We start from the raw sequence: 16,963 nt of genomic DNA on the forward strand, positions 1-16,963 counted from the left end.
CTGACCTGAGCGGTGTGAGCGGGCCGGTCACACCGCCGGCAGTCGCGGCACGCTCTCGATCAGCCGGCGGGTGTAGGAGTGCGCGGGTTCACCGAGCACCTGGGAGGTGGCTCCCTGCTCGACGACACGGCCACGTTCCAGCACGGCGGTGCGCTCGCACAAGGAGGCCACGACCGACAGGTCGTGGGAGACCATCACCAGCGTCAGCCCCCGCTCCTCCTTCAGCTCGGCCAGCAGGTCGACGACCTTCACCCGGGTGGTGACGTCCAGCGCGCTGACCGGTTCGTCGGCCAGCAGGACGCGCGGATCGCAGACCGTGGCGCGGGCGATGGCGATGCGCTGGCGCTGGCCGCCTGAGAACTCGTGCGGGTAGCGGTCGACGGCGTCCGCCTCGAGGCCTACGCGCTCCAGCGCCGTGGCCACCTGGGGCGCCGCAGCGGAGCGGGTGGCGAGCCCGAGGGAGCGCAGCGGTTCCGCGACGATCGCGCCGACCTTCCGGCTGGGGTCGAGCGAGGAGTAGGGGTCCTGGAAGACGCACTGCACGCTGCGCCGGAAACGGCGCATCTGCTCGCGGTCGCGCGGGTTCAGGTCGGCGCCGTCGAATCGGACCGTACCGGCCGTGGGGCGGGCCAGCCCCAGCAACAGGCGCAGCAGCGTGGTCTTGCCCGCGCCGGACTCGCCGACCAGTGCGAGGCTCTCGCCCGCCTCGACGGCGAGGGACACGTCCCGCACCACGTCGGAGGCGGCCCCCCGGTAGCGCACCGCGGCGTCCTTCAGCTCCAGCACCGGTGTCATCGCGGGCTCCTCAGGTCCAGGGCGGACTCCAGCTTCCGGGCACTGGCGACCAGAGCCCTGGTGTACTCCTCGCGTGGCGCGCGCACGATGTCGTGGACCGCGCCCTGCTCGACGGCCCGGCCGTCCTTCATGACCAGCACCCGGTCGGTGACCCTGGCCACGACGGCGAGGTCGTGGCTGACGAACAGCACGGCCATCTCCCGTTCCCGCACCAGGCCGTCGATCAGCTCCAGCATCTCCGCCTGCACGGACACGTCCAGGGCGGTGGTGGGCTCGTCGGCTATGAGCAGCCTCGGCTCGCAGGCCAGCGCCATCGCGAGAGCGACGCGCTGACGCTGGCCGCCGGAGATCTCGTGCGCGAAGGCGCGGGCGATGCGGTCGGGTTCGGGCAGCCGTACCTGTTCGAGGGCGGCGTGCACGGCCCCGCGGAGCTGCTTTCCCTTGAGGCCCGTGCGGCGGGCGAGCGGTTCGGCGATCTGGCGGCCCAGCCGCATCAGCGGGTCCAGTGCGGTCAGCGGCTCCTGGAAGACCACGGCCGCGTCCCGCCCGCGTACGGCGGTGAGCCGCTTCTCGGCGGCGCCCACGGTCTGCGTCCCGGCCAGTTCCACGCTGCCGGCCGAGGTCATGCCGTCGGGCAGCAGCCCGAGCACGGCGAGCGTGGTCAGAGACTTGCCGGAGCCGGATTCGCCGATGAGACCGAGCCGTTCACCCCCGGCCACCGCGAAGGACAGGTCGTCGACCAGGGTCCGCCCGTCGGGGGCGTGGACGGTCAGTCCGCGTACGTCGAGGAGAGTCACGTGCGCCTCCGCCGGGTGGCCGGGTCGAGGGTGTCACGCAGGCCGTCGGCGACGAGGTTCACACCGATGACGAGCAGTACGAGCAGGATGCCGGGCGCGAGCGCGCCGGCCGGCGCCGTCGTGAAGGTGGCCTGGGCCTCCTGGAGCATGCGGCCCCAGGACGCGTTGGGCGGCGGCGCTCCGAGTCCCAGGTAGGAGAGCCCGGCCTCGGCGAGCACGGCGAGGCCGAACTGCAGGGCGAGGTTGACCACCAGTGTGGGCCAGATGTTGGGCAGGACGTGGGAGAGGACCGTGCGCGGCCAGGAGGTGCCGGAGGTACGGGCGGCGGTGATGTAGTCCTGGGCCAGGACCCGCTTGACCAGGATGCGCACCAGCCGCGCCACGACCGCGCTCTGCGCCAGGCCGATCGCAAGGACCGCCGAGCCGAGCGTCGCCGACCGTGCGGCGACGATGAGCATCGCCAGCAGCAGCGTCGGGAAGGCGATGAGGATGTCGAGGAACGCCGAGAGCGTGTCGTCGATCCAGCCCTGTGCGAACGCCGCGAGCACTCCCAGGGTGACCCCGATGGCGGCGGCGACCGTCACCGAACCGAGCCCCGCCTCGACGGCGATGCGGGAGCCGGTCATCACCTGGGTGAACAGGTCGCGCCCGAGCTTGTCGGTGCCCAGCAGGTGACCGCCGCCGGGCCCGGCGAGCCGTCCGCCGGAGGTGTCCTCGGCGTCGTAGGGCAGCCAGAAGAACGACACCACGGCCAGCAGGACGATCAGACCGGCCAGTACGCACCCGACGGTGAGGGTGGCGGAGCGCCGTGAGCGCGGCTTCGCGGAGGGCCTCATGGGCGGCTTCGTGGGGGTGAGCAGGTCCGTGCCGGTCATCGGGCACCTCCCGAGAGTCGGCCGCGCAGCCGCGGATCGATGATCCGCTGGACCAGGTCGGCCACGAAGCCGATCACCAGCACCGCGAGGGTGGAGACGAACAGCACGCCCTGGATGACCGGGTAGTCGTGCTGCGCGATGCCGGTGGCGAGCAGCGAGCCGAGGCCCGGCAGCGCGTACACCGACTCCACGACGACGGCGCCGAGCAGCGTCGAGGCGAGTTCGATGCCGAGGACGGAGATCACCGGCACGGCGCCGTTGCGCAGACCGTGCCGCCACATGGCGCGCCCGAAGGACGAGCCGAGGGCGCGGGCGGTCCGCAGGTAGTCGCTGCCGAGGACGTCGAGGGTGGCGGAGCGGACGTAGCGGATCAGGGACGCGCTCATCACGAGGGCGATGGTCACGACCGGCAGGACGAGGGCGCGGAACGCCTCTGCGGGGTCGGACCAGCCGTCCTGAGGGAACCCGCCGGACGGCAGCCAGCCCGCGTTCAGCGCGAACACCGCGATCAGGATCATGCCGAGCCAGAACACGGGTATCGCGATGCCCAGTTGGGACACGCCGCTGAGCAGCGCGCCGTACCAGGTGTGCCGCTTGTACGCGGCGACGAACCCCGCGGGTACGGCGACCAGGACGGCGAGGACGAACGCGGCCAGGGTGAGCGGCACGGTGACGTCCAGCCGGGTGGTGACCTCGGGTCCCACGGGCAGCGAGCTGACGAACGAGGTACCGAGGTCGCCGCTCGCCAACTGCCCGAGCCAGTGGGTGAACTGTTCGGGCAGCGGGCGGTCGGAACCGATGGAGTGCCGGGCCGCGGCTATCTGCTCGGGGCCGGCGCCCACCGCGGTGAGCGCGTTGGCCGGGTCGCCGGGCAGCATGCGCAGCAGCACGAACAGCACCACGCTCGCCAGGGCCAGCGATACGGCGAGGAAGGCGAGCCGGCGCAGCAGATAGCGAGCCATCAGCCCGTCTTCTTGATGTCGTAGGCGAAGAACTGGGAGTTCAGACCGTTGAGCGGGTAGCCGGAGAGCGTGTTGTTCGCGACGACGATCTGCGGGTAGAGGTACAGCCAGTCGCTGGCGGCGTCCTCGGCGGTCTGCCGGTTGACCTTCTTGAGCAGCTCGGTCTGCTCGGCGGTGGTGGAGGCTTCCTCAGCCTGCTCAACCCACTTGCTGACCTGCGGGTTGTCGTAGCCCCAGTAGAAGTCGGGGTTGCCGTACCAGACCAGGTCGCGGTCGTTGACGTGTTCCTGGAGCGTGGCCGTGAAGTCGTGGTTCTTGTAGACCTTCGTGTACCACTCGTCCGGCGTGATCGTGTTGATCTCGACCGTGATGCCGACCTTGGCGAGCTGGGACTTGATGAAGGTCGCCGCCGTCGGGTGGGGGTCGTAGTTGGGGGTGTCGAGGGTGAAGCTGAAGCCCTTGGCGTAACCGGCCTCGGCGAGCAGCTTCCTGGCCTTCGTCACGTCGTGGGCGTCGACGTCGGTGAGGTCCTCGTACCAGGGGTCGGTGGGCGGCACCATCGAGCCGATCTGCTTGCCGTAGCCGCCCCAGACGGACTCCAGGAGCTTCTTGTCGTCGATGGCGGCGGACACGGCCCGGCGCACCTTGACGTCGGTGAAGGGCTTGGCCTTGTCGTTGAACGCCAGCAGCAGCTTGGTGGTGGAGTCGCCGTCGTTCACCTTGTAGTCGCCGTTGCTCTTGAACTGCTCCAGGGCGTCGGGCGACTGCTCGCTCGTGACCACGTCGACGGCGTTCGTCAGCAGCGCGTTGTTCAGCGCCGTCGCGTCCTTGTAGTAGTGGAAGACGACCTGCTTGTTGGCGGCGGCGTCGCCCCAGTAACCGGCGAAGCGGTTCAGGCTCAGCGCGGAGCCACGGGTCCACTTGTTCAGGGTGTACGGGCCGGTGCCGTCCTCGGTCGTCTTCAGGTTCTTCGCCTGGGAGTTGATGATCCAGACGTAGGAGAGGTTGTAGACGAAGGAGATCGACTTCTTGGACAGCGTGATCTTCACGGTCCGCGCGTCCGGGGTGGCGATGTCCTTGACGACCTCGAGATTGCTCTTGCGGGCGGACTGCGAGTCGTCCGCGAGCACCTTCTCCAGGCTGTACTTGACGTCCTGGCTGGTGAGTTCCTTGCCGCTGTGGAACTTCACACCGTCGCGGAGGGTGAAGGTGTAGGTGAGGCCGTCGGCGCTGGTCTCGTGGTCCTGGGCGAGGAGCTCGTCGACCTTGCCGTCGTCGGTCAGCCTGAACAGACCCTCGTAGACGTTGCCGTTGAGCGCCTCGGTGACTCCCTGGCCGCCACCCGCGGTGTTGTCGAGGTTCTGCGGCTCGTAGAGGGAGCCGATGTTGACGACCGCGTCCTTGTCCCAGGTGCCGCCCGAGGCGCTGGACCCGCCGGAGCCGCCGCAGGCGGTCAGGGTCAGGGCGAGGGCGGCGGCGGAGGCGGTGCCGTAGAGGGCGTTCTTCTTGGTGCTCATGGGGTGAGGGCTCTTTCGGTGCGGGGAGCTGCGGGGTGATCAGTGCTGGGCGTCGAAGCCGTCACGGAAGACAGGGAGCTTCTCGCCGGCCTCGACGGGCAGGTGGAAGCGGTTCTGCCGCGGCGGCATCGGACAGTTGTACTGATCGGAGAATCCGCAGGGCGGCACGAAGGCCCGGTTGAAGTCGAGGACGACCCGGGTCTCGTCGTCCGTACGCCGTACGAAGAGGAAGCGGCCGGCCCCGTAGGTGATGTCACCGTTGGTCGGGTCGCCGAAGACGAGCAGCAGCGTGCCGTCGTCGTCGAAGGCGCTGAGCGTGTACGCGCGTCCGTCGACGGTGAGCGTGATGTCTCCGGGGACGACCAGGTCGCGGCTGCCGCCGTTGTCCCGGATGTGCTCGAAAGCGATGCGCCGGGCGCCGGGGACGGGCGTGTACGAGGCTTCCAGGACCCAGGCGGGGTCGTAGGGGAAGGCGTCCACCCGGTCGAAGTGGCGGATGGCGGGCGCGTCGGCGTCCCAGAACCGCAGACCGTGCTCGTCCTCGCCGCTGACCCGGTCGGTGCGCCGGAGTGTGGTGACGGTCACGGTGTCCGGCAGACCCGCGCGCGCGTCCGCCACGTCCGGGACCTCGCCCGCCGGAGCCCAGCGGGTCTCGACCAGGGCGAGATTGCCGGTCGGGGACGTGAGCGCGCGGTGGCGCTCGGCACGCCAGGCGTCCCATTCCTCCGCGGGGTCGATGGATGCGCGGTCGGGGGCGGCATGGGACACGGCGTTACTCATTCGTCTAGGTGGAGCAGCCCTCACAGCCTCTGGACAGCAGGACGTGAATATATGGCCAAAGCATCACCTTTATTGTCCATAAGCTCATCTAATGTCAAACGTCTGTGCCACATGGTGAGACGCATCTCCGAGATACGGAGGCTGGCACGCGTTCCGGAGCGGGAAGGATCACCGGATGCGCTTCTCCATCTCCCCACCGGCAGCGGCGGATCGGACGCCGCGGCCTCGACCACTTGCTGGTCGTCGTCGGCGAGAAGCCCTGCGCCTCGGTGAGGCCGGAGTGCGAGGCGACGGCCTTGACCACCTCGGCGTCATGATCGGCGGCCAGTGCGTCGCGCAGGTCGGGCGGGAGGTCACGGCGCGCCGCCACGAGTGACCGGATCACCGGATCCGGGGACGCGGCGAGCCGTGCGACGTCGGAAGGGGACGCGTCGGCGATGCGCGGCAGCAGCGTCGGCCGATCTTGACGCGCCCCGTCATTCCGCCGAGCAGGTGGAGAGGCAGGCACGGGTGGTGCGCGAGTGCCCGGCGCACGGCGGGATCGTGGTCCGCCGCGAGCGTGCGCATGATGTCCTCACCGATGTCGCGCGAAGGCCGGACATCTCCGTCGCGAGCGTCAAGGCGCGCACCGGCGCCCTGTTCGCCGAGCCGGCGGCCGGGAACCGGGTGCGGATCGCCCTCCTGGTCCGTGACGCGGAGGAGGACCGTGTCAGTCCCGGGTGATCACGATGACATCGTCGCTCTCGTTCCAGCGCCGGACCTCGGTCTTGCGGGGGTTGACCCGCACCCCGTAGCCGGGCCCCGTCGTCGCGCGGTCACTGCACCGGTATCCGATGGCGCACTCCCCCCGGCGCGAAGCCGACTCGACCACGGTGGCGAAGGAGGCGCGGCACCCCGCCCTCACATAGTGGCCGGCCGGCTTGAGCTGGATCGTGTTGCCGCCGGCAGCGAGGAGTTCCTCGAACAGGTCGGCGAGATGCCAGTTCTGCGAGATCTGCGAGACCAGAAGGCCGACCAGTTTGCCGCTGACGACGAAGTCGGCTCCGGGGCCGACCGGCGCGATGGCCCTGTTGCGGTCGTCGGTCATCTCGGTGACCACCGCGACCGGGCTCCCCGATGTGCGTTCCAGATCGCGCAGGAGCAGCAGGGTGACCAGCGTGCGGTCGTCCGGCGCACCGTTACAGGTCCCGCGGTCGGGGCCGAGGACGATGACGCCGTCGTACGCGGCGAGGTCCAGGCCGTTCACCGTCCCGGGCAAGGTGGGATCTCCGGGGCGCAGGACGACCGTGAGGCGGCCGGTGACCTCCGCCTCCGCGGCGCGCACCTCCGCGGCGGTGGGCTCCCCGCCGTCTGCCACCACGTGGAGGACCGCGCCGGGGCCGACGTGGTCGGACAGATGGCGGACGATGCGGCGTGCGCGGCGGTTCCACCCCAGCAGGAGCAGCCGTTCGGACCGCGCCGCTGCCGGTGGCCGGGACACGATCACCGACACGTCGACGGGCGCGGGCTCAGGGGCCTCCGTCGTGGTGTCGTCGTCCTCCGCGATCACGACGATCCGGTCGCCGGTACGAAGGAGCGAGTCGGGTGACGGGTTGAGCCGCAGTTCCCCGCCCGCCCGCACGATGCCGACCACCGTCGAGGCCGAATGGGCCGTCAGGATTTCGGCGAACGTGCGGCCGGCCTGTGCCGGCGCCTCGACCACGTAGAACTCGTCGCCGGCGAAGTCGAGCAACTCCTGGTACACGGTCGACAGTCCGGGCTGCCGGGCGCACTGCGCCACGAGCCGTGCGGTGATGTCGTCGATCTCCAGCACGACCGCGCCCGGCCCGGCGGCGAGAGTGGCGGCCAGCCGGTAGCGGCCGTCCCGGACCACAGCCAGGATCCGGGCGCGGCAGTCGTCGTCGATCGCCGCCCGGAGGGACAGCAGGTTCTTGACGATCTCGGCGTCCTCGTCGGGTTCGTCGCGCGGCAGCACCAGGACGACGTCCGCCGTGGCCGGGCTGACCCGTTCGAGCGCGGCCGGGTCGGTCGGGCGCCCGTTGCGGCAGATGATCCGGGTGCCCCCTGTGTCACCCACTTCGGTACGCAACTCCTCCTCCATGTCCGTCTTGTCCCGGTCGGCCAGGACGGCGATGGCTCTCCGCCCCTGGTTGGCGTTGGCCTCCACGATCTCGGCCACGACCGTGACGATCTGGTCGGACCACCCGAGTACGACGGTGTGGCCGTCCTCCAGGACGGTGGAGTGGCCTCGCCGGAGGTCCAGGAGCTTCTCGGTGATCGCGGCGGTGATCAGGCTGACGAGGGTGGACACGTAGAAGAGGGCGACCAGGGCGAGGAAGACCGACAGGACGACACGCAGGGGCGATCCGGGCTCTCCGCCCAGCCGCAGGGTCTGTCCGACGCTCCGCCACACCGCAGCGGCCTTCGCCCACCGGTCGTCGGGCGCCTGGTCGTCCGTCCACACCAGGATCGCGCTGGCCGGGACGACGATGACCAGACACGCGACGGCGAGCCAACCGATGAGGGCCGCCGCACCACCTGCGAGCGTGTTGTCGAACCAGTACCGCGCCTGCTCCCTCAGCGCTGCCCGGCGGGGCACGCCCGCGGCGGGGCCCGCCGGGGCCGTGGGGGCGGCCTGACCTTGCCGTTGCTTTCCCACCCTGGCGGTCCCGGGCCGGCGGCGCCTGTCCTGATCATTGCTCGTCTTGTGCACAGCAGCAGCGTGAAGAGTCGTTGACCACGGCATACGGGTATCCGTTCGTGGTTCATCCTTTAGAGGACGAAGTGGACATCGGCGCGGCTTCATCCCCATGCCGGCTCGGCCGGCTGTCCACCGCGCGTGTCCGCTTCGCTCGGACCGTGGCGCCGGCCCCTCAGGCCAGCCGGAACACCGGGCCGCGCGGAGTGAACGGCAGAGTGGCACCCTGCGGGATCAGAAAGGCGTGATCGCGCCGGATCCGCAGTGTGTCGCACCAGCCGTCGGTGATGACGAGTACCGGGGCCGTCGGCGGGAAGTCGCCGGCCCTCCGCAACAGGTCGATGCCCGGCTGCAGTTCGGTGCCGCCGCGACCGCGCACCCGCACCCGGCCCGCGATCTCGGCCGGGGGCAGGTACCCCGCGTCGTACGCCGCCGCGTCGCAGAACACCACACGCGCCGCCGGCACGTCGCGCGCCTCCGCGTACGAGGCGATCGCCCCGAGCGCCTTGCCGAGCAGTGTGCTGTTCATCGAGCCGGATGTGTCGAGTACGACTCCGAAGGTGCAGCGGGCCGTCTCCTCGGGAGGGAAGGACCGGCCGGCGCGGGGGATGTCCGGGGTCGACGCCTGCCGCCGGGCGGGGCGGGCGTAGGAGCGTACGGGCTCCGGCCGGGGCACGTACTCGTCGAACCAGCGGGCGAGTTGCGCGTCCCACGGCACGGGCGGGTGGGCCAGCGCCCGGATCTCCTGGATCAGTCCGGCGGGCAACAGCCCTCGCTCGCCGTACTGGTGCAGGTCGAAGCCCTGGACGAGACCCCGCCGGTAGAAGTCGTCCAGGTCGGTGTACGGGCGGGCGCCGGCGTGCGGCAGCGGCTCGCCGAGGATGTCGCCGGCGCCCCTCCCCCGCAGGGTCGCGAGCCGGCGACGGCGGCGCAGGTCGCCCACGATCCGGTCGTACACCTCCTCCGACGACAGGCCTCGCAGCTCCGGGTCGTACAGCAGTCCTTCGGGCATCTCGCCCACGCGCATCTGGACGAGCCAGTCGTTGACGACGTAGTCGGCCGCGACGTTGAAGAGGAACGGGTCGCGGCCACCTCGGCGTTCACCGTGGCGCAGGGCGGCGTGCAGCATCTCGTGGGCGAGGACGAAGCGCCATTCGTCGTCGGTGAGCTTCCGCAGCGGGTTGACGTAGATCTCGCCGGCTGCCGGGCTCACCGCGGCGATCGCGATGTCCTGCGCACGGGCGAGTTCGGCGTCGGCCACGACGGAGAGCCCGGCGGCGAGCCCGCCGAGCAGCGGATACGAGGAAACGAACCAGTTCAGGGCTCTGTCCCAGGGCTGCTGCGGTGTGCGCGCTCCGGTCTCCCGGTCGAGACGGCCGCCCGCCGCGTCCATGGCGGTGGAGACGCTGCGGGTGAGCGCGCGGGCGAAGGCGGTCTCCCAGTCGGGGACAGCGGTGTTCCACGCGTTCCAGGTCGTGAGGACCTGGTCGGGGTGCCCGCCGGCTGTGCCGCACTCCTCGTAGGCGGCGGGGATGCCGTCGCGTCGCCAGCGGGCCGCGAGCTGCTCCTCGTCGCCCCCCGGGTAGGCAGCCGGCAGGTGGTCGGGCGGACGGCCCACGGGGACGGTGAGCAGGAAGCGGTTGACGACCGTACAGCGGGCCGCGAGCTCGTACCGGTCGGGCTGCACGCGCGGATCGTCCTTGGAGGCGGGCACATGGCCGAAGCCCAGATGCAGCGCGCAGTGGGCGAGGACCCAGGCCCATTCCGCCGGCTCCGCCCGCTTCCTGGGATGTGCGTGGACGACGCCGCCGGAGGTGACGGCGGCCAGTCCCCCGGCCGGTGTCAGCTCACACGTGGCCTTCCGGCAGACGGAGAAGCCGACCGCCCGGAAGGCCGGGTTCCGGTTGAGGAGCACGAGGCCCGCCGCGAACGCCTCGGCGGCCGGGTCGGGCTTGTCGCCCTTGCTTTTCTTCCCGTTCCGGCCCGTGCTCCCGCCCGCCGGGGCGTTCATCGCCGGGCCTCGACCAGCCGGGGCATGTCGCGTGCCGCCTCGACGAGGAACCAGGCGGGCAGCACCGGCTGTCCGTCGGCGTCGTCCGCGATGACGGTCTGCGCGACCTCGACCGAGATCTCGGCGAGCCGCACGAGCAGCGACTTGGCCCGGTAGGAGGTCTGCCGCATCGACTCGGAGACGTGCTCCTTCTGCCGCGGGAGTTCCTTCACCAGCCGTCCGCGGAACGCCTCGGCCAGGTAGTAGAGGAGGTCGCGGTCCTCGATCCGGGCCGGCCAGGACGCGTCGCCCTTGAGGATCGCCTCGATGCCGAAGGTGTGGCGCACGATCTTCGCGTAGCCGCAGAAGGAGACGGCGTGTGCGGGCGTCAGCGTGCCGTGCACGATCACCTTCAGCGTGTCCTCGCCGATACCCGGGCCGAAGGAGTGCAGGGCGTCGGAGAGCATGTGCCAGGAACGAGGTGTGGAGAAGGGTTCCTCGGTCTTGGGCGGCTGCGACCACAGGTGGTCGGGGCGGTCGGTGACGTAGTCCGTCACCCAGGGGTGGATGCCGTTCTCCCCCGCCCACACCAGCCAGTCACCGGCCGAGGCCCGCAGATGGACGTGGGTGAGCCGGTTGACCAGGGCGGACGCGATCGGTCTGGCCAGCGCGTTGTCCGTGGCGCGGTTGCCGGCTCCGATGACGATCGAGCCGGCGGGGAGCTCGTACGATCCGATCCGCCGGTCCAGGATCAGCGAGTAGAACGCCTTCTGGACATCGGGGGTGGCGGCGTTCAGCTCGTCGAGGAAGAGGCAGTACGGTTCGTCGCGCGCGATGCTCTCCGGCGGGCAGAACACGGACCGCCCGTCGCGGATCTGCGGCACGCCGATCAGGTCCTCGGGTGCGAGCTGCGTCCCGAGGAGGCTGACGCACTCCAGTCCCAGCGACTCGGCGAAGCCGCGTACGAGCGACGACTTGCCGATGCCCGGCGCTCCCCAGAGGAACACGGGCCGCACGGTGGCGAGCCCGAGCAGCAGGTCGGGGATCTGGGCGGGGGTGACCGTGACGGCAGCCTGCACGCGGAGGTTTTCCTTCGGGACGCGGGAGAGTGAGCCCGCTCAGTATGGGAGCGCCCACGGACCTGCCGCAGCTGATTATCGGGCGGCCGGCTCAGCCCACCAGGTCCGGCGCGCGCAGCATCTCCGGCGGGATGCCCCAGGCGTCGACGAAGCCGGTCGCCAGGGGGCGGACCTTGCGGCAGAGGTCGTTCACCTCACGGCTGATCGCCTTGGAGCGCTGGACGGTCAGCCGGCCGTGCTCCATGAACCAGGCCCGGTCCGCCTCGATCGTGGACAGGGCGAACAGGTCGCACAGCAGGCCCAGCGCGACCTTGTTGCCGCCCTCCGGCAGGGTGCGCACCTTGTCGACGAACGCCTCCAGCACCAGGCGTTCGACGTGTGCGTGGGCGACCGCGATGACGTGGTCCTGCACCTGCGAGAAGACGACGCCGGGGTGGCGCTTCTGGTCGACCCCGCGCTTGAGCCGGCGGGCCACGCCGGCGAGCATGTGCTCCTCGCGGTAGCGGAGCATCGCGAGGTGGTACTCCGAGTCGAGCAGGCCGGCTTCCTGGTCCCACTCGTCGCCGCCGGGCAGCAGGTCACGGACCCGCTCGAGCAGCTTGTGGGCCGAGGTCTTCTCGATGACCGTCTCGACGGCGAGGCCGGTGACGTAGCGGACCATGCCGAGCTGGTCCAGGTCCTCGAACTCGGCAGCGTAATGGGTGAGCAGGCCCTGGGCCACGAGCTGCAGCAGGACGTGGTTGTCGCCCTCGAAGGTGGTGAAGATGTCGCTGTCGGCCTTGAGTGCGGCGAACCGGTTGACGGTGAGATAGCCGGCGCCGCCGCACGCCTCGCGGCACTCCTGGACGACCCGGGTGGCGTGCCAGGTGCCGAGCGCCTTGGTGCCGGCGGCCCGTGCCTCCAGTCGGCGCCGCGCCTGCGCGTCGTCCTTGATGCCGGAGAAGACCTCGTGCAGTTGCGTGCGCACGACGTCCTGCGCGAAGTGCAGCGCGTACGTACGCGCGATGAGCGGCAGCAGACGGCGCTGATGCAGACCGTAGTCGAGGAGCAGTTGCTCCTCCGCGTCCGAGGCCGCTTCGAACTGCCGGCGCCGCACGGCGTACTTCGTGGCGATCGCGAGGGCGACCTTGGACGCGTTGACCCCGGCGCCGCCCACGCTGACGCGGCCCTGCACCAGCGTGCCGAGCATGGTGAAGAAGCGGCGGTCGGGGTTCTCGATCGGGCTCTCGTAGACACCCTCGGCGGTGACATCCGCGAACCGGTTGAGCAGCGCCTCACGCGGCACCCGTACGCCGTCGAACCAGATGCGTCCGTTGTCCACGCCGTTGAGGCCCATCTTGCGGCCGTCGTCCTCGATCCGGACGCCGGGCGCCACCTCGCCGCCGGACCGGACCGGCACGACGAACGCGTGCACCCCCCGGGACTCCCCGCCGACCTCCAGCTGGGCGAAGACGACCGCCAGCTCGGCGTGGCGCGCCGCGTTGCCGATGTAGTCCTTGCGGGCATGGTCGCCGCCGGTGGTGATGACGAACTCCTGGCGGGCGGCGTCGTACGTCGCGCGGGTGCCCAGCGCCTGGACGTTGGAGCCGTGCCCGGTCTCGGTCATCGCGAAGCATCCCATCAGCTTCCCGGTGATCAGGTCCGGCAGATAGGCGTCGTGGTGGCGTTCGGTGCCCAGCTGCAGGATCGCTCCGCCGAAGAGGCCGAACTGCACGCCGACCTTCACCAGCACCGAGAGGTCACCGAAGGCAAGCGTCTCGAACGCGGCGATCGAGGCGCCGATGTCGCCGCCCCCGCCGTACTTGCCCGGGAAGCCCATGCCGGTCTGGCCCGTCGCGGCCATCTCGACCACGAGCTCACGCACCCGCTCGCGAAACGCGTCGAAGCCGAGCTCGTCGGCCTCCTCGAGGACGGAGGCGTACGTCACCAGGTTGGTGCGGACGAGGTCGCGGATCTCGGCGTACTCGCCGTCGAGCACCTCGGTCAGCGCTTGGACGTCGATCTCGGGCTGCACGTAACCGCTCGGGTCGGTGGGTGTGGTGTCAGTGGCCATGCCATTTCGCTACCCCGCCCCGGCGCGATCAAGCGGTCGGCCCGGGCTCCCGGAGCCATACGAGGGAAGCACGGCACGGCTGCCGCGCGCGGTGACGCCCACCGGCGGCGGACGGCGAGGCGGTCCTCTGAGACCGAAGATCGGGCCGCGCCGCCGTAGGACTGCCGCGCGACCGGTCGGCTTCCACCGCTGACAAGGCAGCAGGACACCCGTGAGCTCCACGCTGATCCGCCTGATCGAGCCCTCCGACGGCGCCGTGCTCGCCGGGCTGCTCGCCCGGGACCGGCAGGCTTACGCGCGCTGGCTGCCCGCGAGGCCCGTGGGGTTCTACACGCCCGAGGGGCAGGCCCAGGTCATCGAATCCCTTCTGGCCTTCCATGACCAGGGGCTCGCATGGCCCGGCGTCGTGGTCTCCGACGGCGCCGTCGTCGGACAGGTGACCATCAGCTCGATCCTGCGCGGCCCGTTCCAGAAGGGCTCCTCGGCTACTGGGTCTCTTCGCTCCACCATGGCCTCGGTCACACGAGCCGTGCCGTCGGCCTCGCACTGCGGATCGCCGCGGACGAGCTGAGTCTGCATCGGCTGGAGGCACACACCCAGATGGAGAACCTCGCGTCCCAGGCGATTCTCCGCAAGCACGGATTCAGCCCCTGGGGCATCGCCCACGAGCATTTCCACGCCGACGGCGCATGGCGTGACGAAGTGTTCTGGGAGAGGAGACTGACCGGCGGGCCCGCCCCTCAGCCGTAACGACCGGGGGCACGACCGGCGCCGGCTCGACGGACCTGTCACCCCTGGCTGTGAGACGACCGTAGGCGGAATCGGCCCAGGCCCGGGCGTCCGCGCCTGAACACGGTGCCCGGCGCGCACCCTCGCCTCCGATCTCCGGCCGCCCCGCCCTCCCTTTTCACCGGTGGTCCACATCTTTTGATGAATCATCAGAAAGTTCAGGAGATTCGTACCGAACCTCTGGACAGTCCCCCGGGCCGCGCCCTAATCTCTCGGCGCATCGAGACATACGTTTCGCCCAGGTAACACCACAGCCGATCGGCATTCCCCCGAGCGCTCCTCACCTCACGAATCTCTCCACGTCTCTCCCCCCACGGCCGGGCCCCGCCCGTCACGAGGCACCGCGCGATCGCAGGCAAGCGGTCGTCGCGCACGCACCGTCTCAGCACCCCCGTCGGAACGGGGAAACCGGCCGGGTCTCCGACCCCGCCGTGAACGCAGTGGAAGGGAAGCGACATGAAGATTCGCACGTTCATCGCGACGGCCTCACTGGTGGCATCCGGGACCCTGGTGGCCTTCTCCGGCTCGGCCCAGGCCGCGCTCTACACCACCTGTGTGGGTGACGGCGGGGCCGTGACCGTCAGCAACGACCTCGTCGTGCCGGCCGGGAAGTCCTGCACCCTGACCGGCACGAAGGTCAAGGGCTCGGTGACGGTCGAGGCCGGAGCCGACCTCGTGGCGGCGGGTGCCACCTTCAACGGCGCGGTGACCGTCGAGGAGAACGCCTACCTCGATCTCACCGACACCACCGTGAAGGGCGCGCTGACCACCGAGTCCGCCTTCGGCGCGCACCTGGAGAAGAGCAACCTCAAGGCGGTCGACGCCACCGAGGGATTCGTCTACGTGGTCGATTCGACGCTCGGCGGGAACGTCAGAACCGGTGCCGGCGAGCTGTACGTCTCCGGGAGCACGCTCAGCGGCTCACTGACGGGCGACGGCAACCAGTACAGCGATGTGTACGACTCCACCGTCAAGGGCGCGCTCACCGTCGACGGAAACACCCTCGGCGGCGTGTTCTGCGCCAGCGAGGTGTACGGCGCCGCGAAGTACGCGGGCAACGCGGACAACCTCCAGCTCGGTGGCGAGGGCCTCCTCGGCTCCTGTGCGGGCGCCTCGTACTTCGGCGGCAACCTCGCGGTCACCGACAACACCGCGAAGGCCGTGCTCGACAACGCGATCGTGCGCGGCGGGCTCACCGCGACCGGAAACGACCCCGTCCTGGTCGTGGGCGAACTGGCACGTGTCCGGGGCACTGTCACCGGCGAGACCGCCTCCGCCACCGCCTCGTCCTCCCGCTCGGCGAAGGAGGCGGCGCCGGAAGACCGGGGTGCCGAGCTCGCCGAGAAGGCCGCCGCCCGCGCCGCCGAGGCACGGGCCGAAGCCCACGGGGCAGGCAGGTCCAGCCTCTGACGCCGAGCGGTACAGCCGGCGCCCCGCGTGATGGTCCGCCCGGCGGCACCGGCTGGTGACGGGCGGCCCGCCCCCGTCGCCGTACCTCCGCACAGCGCCTCGGCTCCCCTCCCGCCGTCGCACACGCCCGGTCCCCAGTCGCCCCCGGGAACCACGTCGCCGGGCGCGAACCGCCGAGCGGCCCATGCGCCCCGCCCCCGTACGTCCTTCTCCTCAGTACCCAGGAGTGACCGTGAGTCATATCCGCAAGTCCTTCGACCGCAGGGACTTCCTGCGCGCCACCGTCGGCACCACCGTGGCCCTCGCCGCGGCCTCCGTCACCGGGGCCGCAGCGACCTCGGCCGCCGCAGCACCGAGCGGTCTGACCATCCCCAAGGACCGGATCGGCATCCAGCTCTACAGCATCCGCGACAAGGTCAGTGCGCTCGGCTTCGCCGTCGTCCTCCCCGAACTGGCCCGGATCGGCTACAAGGAGATCGAGTTCGCCGGATACACCCAGTCCACCTCGATCCTGGGCCGGCAGATCACTCTCCCGGAGATCCGCACGCTGCTCGACGACCACGGACTGCGCGCGGTCGGCAGCCACGTCGGCATCGGCAGTCTGCGGACCAACCTGCAGGCCGAACTGGACGCCGCGCAGATACTCGGGATGCCGCACGTGGGCACCGCCAACGCGCCCTCGAACATCAACACCGTCGCGGGTTACCGCGCCGCCGCCGACGAGTTCAACGTCTGGGGCGCGGCGGCGACCGCGCGCGGTCTGAAGCTCTACCAGCACAACCACGCGGGCGAGTTCGCGTTCGCCACCGACCAGCCGTCGGTCCGGCTGTACGACGTGTTCCTCAAGAACACCGACCCGCGCCACGTCTACCTGGAGCTGGACATCTACTGGGCCTACGTGGGCCAGTACCGCTGGCCCGGATTCGACCCCGCCGCGTACGTGCGCAACCAGCCCTACCGCTACCCGCTGTTCCACATGAAGGACGGCGACGCCAACGCGGCGAACGCCAACGGCTTCGACATCGTCGAGTTCGGCGCCGGCGACCTCCCGTACGAGAGGTTCATCCGCGACATCGGACCCCGCGCCTCGCACGTCGGCATCTGGGAGCAGGACACCGCGCCCAGCACCCAGCCCAATCCGCCCGGTTCGCTCGGTGCGGCGGAGCGCAGCTTCACCGCGCTCGAAGGGCTCCTCGCCTGAACAGCGCCCACGGCAGG

The 16,963-nt window shown here is 70.7% G+C and carries 14 protein-coding genes and 1 pseudogene; 5 read left to right on the forward strand and 10 right to left on the reverse strand.

Annotation, left to right across the window (positions count from 1 at the left end):
- Positions 1-27: 27 nt before the first annotated feature.
- From ACIP63_RS17565 to ACIP63_RS17590, 6 genes are read right to left on the reverse strand one after another with little or no spacing between them, the layout of a single operon-like run.
- The gene (locus ACIP63_RS17565) at positions 28-795 is read right to left on the reverse strand and encodes an ABC transporter ATP-binding protein (protein WP_401516494.1); all 768 of its coding nucleotides are present in this window, start codon (positions 793-795) and stop codon (positions 28-30) included.
- Positions 792-1,592: an ATP-binding cassette domain-containing protein gene (locus tag ACIP63_RS17570; protein WP_401516496.1), complete on the reverse strand. Its 801-nt coding sequence runs from the start codon at positions 1,590-1,592 to the stop codon at positions 792-794. The genes ACIP63_RS17565 and ACIP63_RS17570 overlap by 4 nt, the downstream gene beginning before the upstream one ends.
- Complete coding sequence (locus tag ACIP63_RS17575; protein ID WP_401516498.1) at positions 1,589-2,467, reverse strand: ABC transporter permease; 879 nt, start codon at positions 2,465-2,467, stop codon at positions 1,589-1,591. The genes ACIP63_RS17570 and ACIP63_RS17575 overlap by 4 nt, the downstream gene beginning before the upstream one ends.
- Positions 2,464-3,429 (reverse strand): ABC transporter permease, encoded by a 966-nt coding sequence (locus tag ACIP63_RS17580; RefSeq protein ID WP_401516500.1) that lies wholly within the window; start codon positions 3,427-3,429, stop codon positions 2,464-2,466. Before ACIP63_RS17580 ends, ACIP63_RS17575 begins: the two co-directional genes overlap by 4 nt.
- On the reverse strand, positions 3,429-4,946 hold the full coding sequence (locus ACIP63_RS17585) for an ABC transporter substrate-binding protein (RefSeq protein ID WP_401516502.1): 1,518 nt from the start codon (positions 4,944-4,946) through the stop codon (positions 3,429-3,431). Before ACIP63_RS17585 ends, ACIP63_RS17580 begins: the two co-directional genes overlap by 1 nt.
- A gap of 39 nt (positions 4,947-4,985) precedes the next feature.
- Positions 4,986-5,726 (reverse strand): DUF1684 domain-containing protein, encoded by a 741-nt coding sequence (locus ACIP63_RS17590; RefSeq protein ID WP_401516504.1) that lies wholly within the window; start codon positions 5,724-5,726, stop codon positions 4,986-4,988.
- Positions 5,727-6,218: 492 nt separating this feature from the next.
- Between ACIP63_RS17590 and ACIP63_RS17595 the strand changes: the two genes are divergently transcribed.
- Complete coding sequence (locus ACIP63_RS17595) at positions 6,219-6,449, forward strand: hypothetical protein (protein ID WP_401516952.1); 231 nt, start codon at positions 6,219-6,221, stop codon at positions 6,447-6,449.
- On the opposite strand, the gene ACIP63_RS17600 is transcribed toward ACIP63_RS17595, so the two are convergent.
- The 4 genes from ACIP63_RS17600 to ACIP63_RS17615 all read right to left on the reverse strand — a co-directional run bounded on the left by ACIP63_RS17600 (position 6,436) and on the right by ACIP63_RS17615 (position 13,546).
- Positions 6,436-8,385: an NAD-binding lipoprotein gene (locus ACIP63_RS17600; protein WP_401516505.1), complete on the reverse strand. Its 1,950-nt coding sequence runs from the start codon at positions 8,383-8,385 to the stop codon at positions 6,436-6,438. The two genes, ACIP63_RS17595 and ACIP63_RS17600, sit on opposite strands and share 14 nt — an antisense overlap.
- 214 nt (positions 8,386-8,599) lie before the next feature.
- Positions 8,600-10,435: a hypothetical protein gene (locus ACIP63_RS17605; RefSeq protein WP_401516507.1), complete on the reverse strand. Its 1,836-nt coding sequence runs from the start codon at positions 10,433-10,435 to the stop codon at positions 8,600-8,602.
- Positions 10,432-11,493 carry an ATP-binding protein gene (locus ACIP63_RS17610; RefSeq protein ID WP_401516509.1) on the reverse strand — a complete coding sequence of 354 codons (1,062 nt, stop codon included), beginning with the start codon at positions 11,491-11,493 and terminating at the stop codon, positions 10,432-10,434. Before ACIP63_RS17610 ends, ACIP63_RS17605 begins: the two co-directional genes overlap by 4 nt.
- A 91-nt stretch (positions 11,494-11,584) precedes the next feature.
- Positions 11,585-13,546: an acyl-CoA dehydrogenase gene (locus tag ACIP63_RS17615; protein WP_401516511.1), complete on the reverse strand. Its 1,962-nt coding sequence runs from the start codon at positions 13,544-13,546 to the stop codon at positions 11,585-11,587.
- A gap of 393 nt (positions 13,547-13,939) precedes the next feature.
- On the opposite strand from ACIP63_RS17615, the pseudogene ACIP63_RS17620 reads away from it, so the two are divergent.
- From ACIP63_RS17620 to ACIP63_RS17635, 4 genes and pseudogenes are all read left to right on the forward strand, one after another.
- Positions 13,940-14,131 (forward strand): annotated as a pseudogene (locus ACIP63_RS17620) (hypothetical protein); the annotation flags it as partial.
- A gap of 15 nt (positions 14,132-14,146) precedes the next feature.
- On the forward strand, positions 14,147-14,296 hold the full coding sequence (locus ACIP63_RS17625) for a GNAT family N-acetyltransferase (RefSeq protein WP_401516954.1): 150 nt from the start codon (positions 14,147-14,149) through the stop codon (positions 14,294-14,296).
- A 495-nt stretch (positions 14,297-14,791) separates the two neighbouring features.
- A complete protein-coding gene (locus ACIP63_RS17630) occupies positions 14,792-15,745 on the forward strand; it encodes a hypothetical protein (RefSeq protein WP_401516512.1) in 954 nt (317 codons plus the stop codon).
- 232 nt (positions 15,746-15,977) lie between these two features.
- Positions 15,978-16,946, forward strand: coding sequence for a sugar phosphate isomerase/epimerase family protein (locus tag ACIP63_RS17635; RefSeq protein ID WP_401516514.1), 969 nt, complete (start codon positions 15,978-15,980; stop codon positions 16,944-16,946).
- Positions 16,947-16,963 lie beyond the last annotated feature (17 nt).

Source organism: Streptomyces sp. NPDC088746, from assembly GCF_044751065.1.
GTDB lineage: Bacteria > Actinomycetota > Actinomycetes > Streptomycetales > Streptomycetaceae > Streptomyces.

Coding starts and splice junctions, on each gene's coding strand:
- ACIP63_RS17615 (WP_401516511.1), bottom strand. CDS start 13,546: ATGGCCACTGACACCACACCCACCGACCCGAGCGGTTACGTGCAGCCC.
- ACIP63_RS17605 (WP_401516507.1), bottom strand. CDS start 10,435: ATGAACGCCCCGGCGGGCGGGAGCACGGGCCGGAACGGGAAGAAAAGC.
- ACIP63_RS17575 (WP_401516498.1), bottom strand. CDS start 2,467: ATGACCGGCACGGACCTGCTCACCCCCACGAAGCCGCCCATGAGGCCC.
- ACIP63_RS17565 (WP_401516494.1), bottom strand. CDS start 795: ATGACACCGGTGCTGGAGCTGAAGGACGCCGCGGTGCGCTACCGGGGG.
- ACIP63_RS17585 (WP_401516502.1), bottom strand. CDS start 4,946: ATGAGCACCAAGAAGAACGCCCTCTACGGCACCGCCTCCGCCGCCGCC.
- ACIP63_RS17590 (WP_401516504.1), bottom strand. CDS start 5,726: ATGAGTAACGCCGTGTCCCATGCCGCCCCCGACCGCGCATCCATCGAC.
- ACIP63_RS17580 (WP_401516500.1), bottom strand. CDS start 3,429: ATGGCTCGCTATCTGCTGCGCCGGCTCGCCTTCCTCGCCGTATCGCTG.
- ACIP63_RS17625 (WP_401516954.1), top strand. CDS start 14,147: ATGGAGAACCTCGCGTCCCAGGCGATTCTCCGCAAGCACGGATTCAGC.
- ACIP63_RS17630 (WP_401516512.1), top strand. CDS start 14,792: ATGAAGATTCGCACGTTCATCGCGACGGCCTCACTGGTGGCATCCGGG.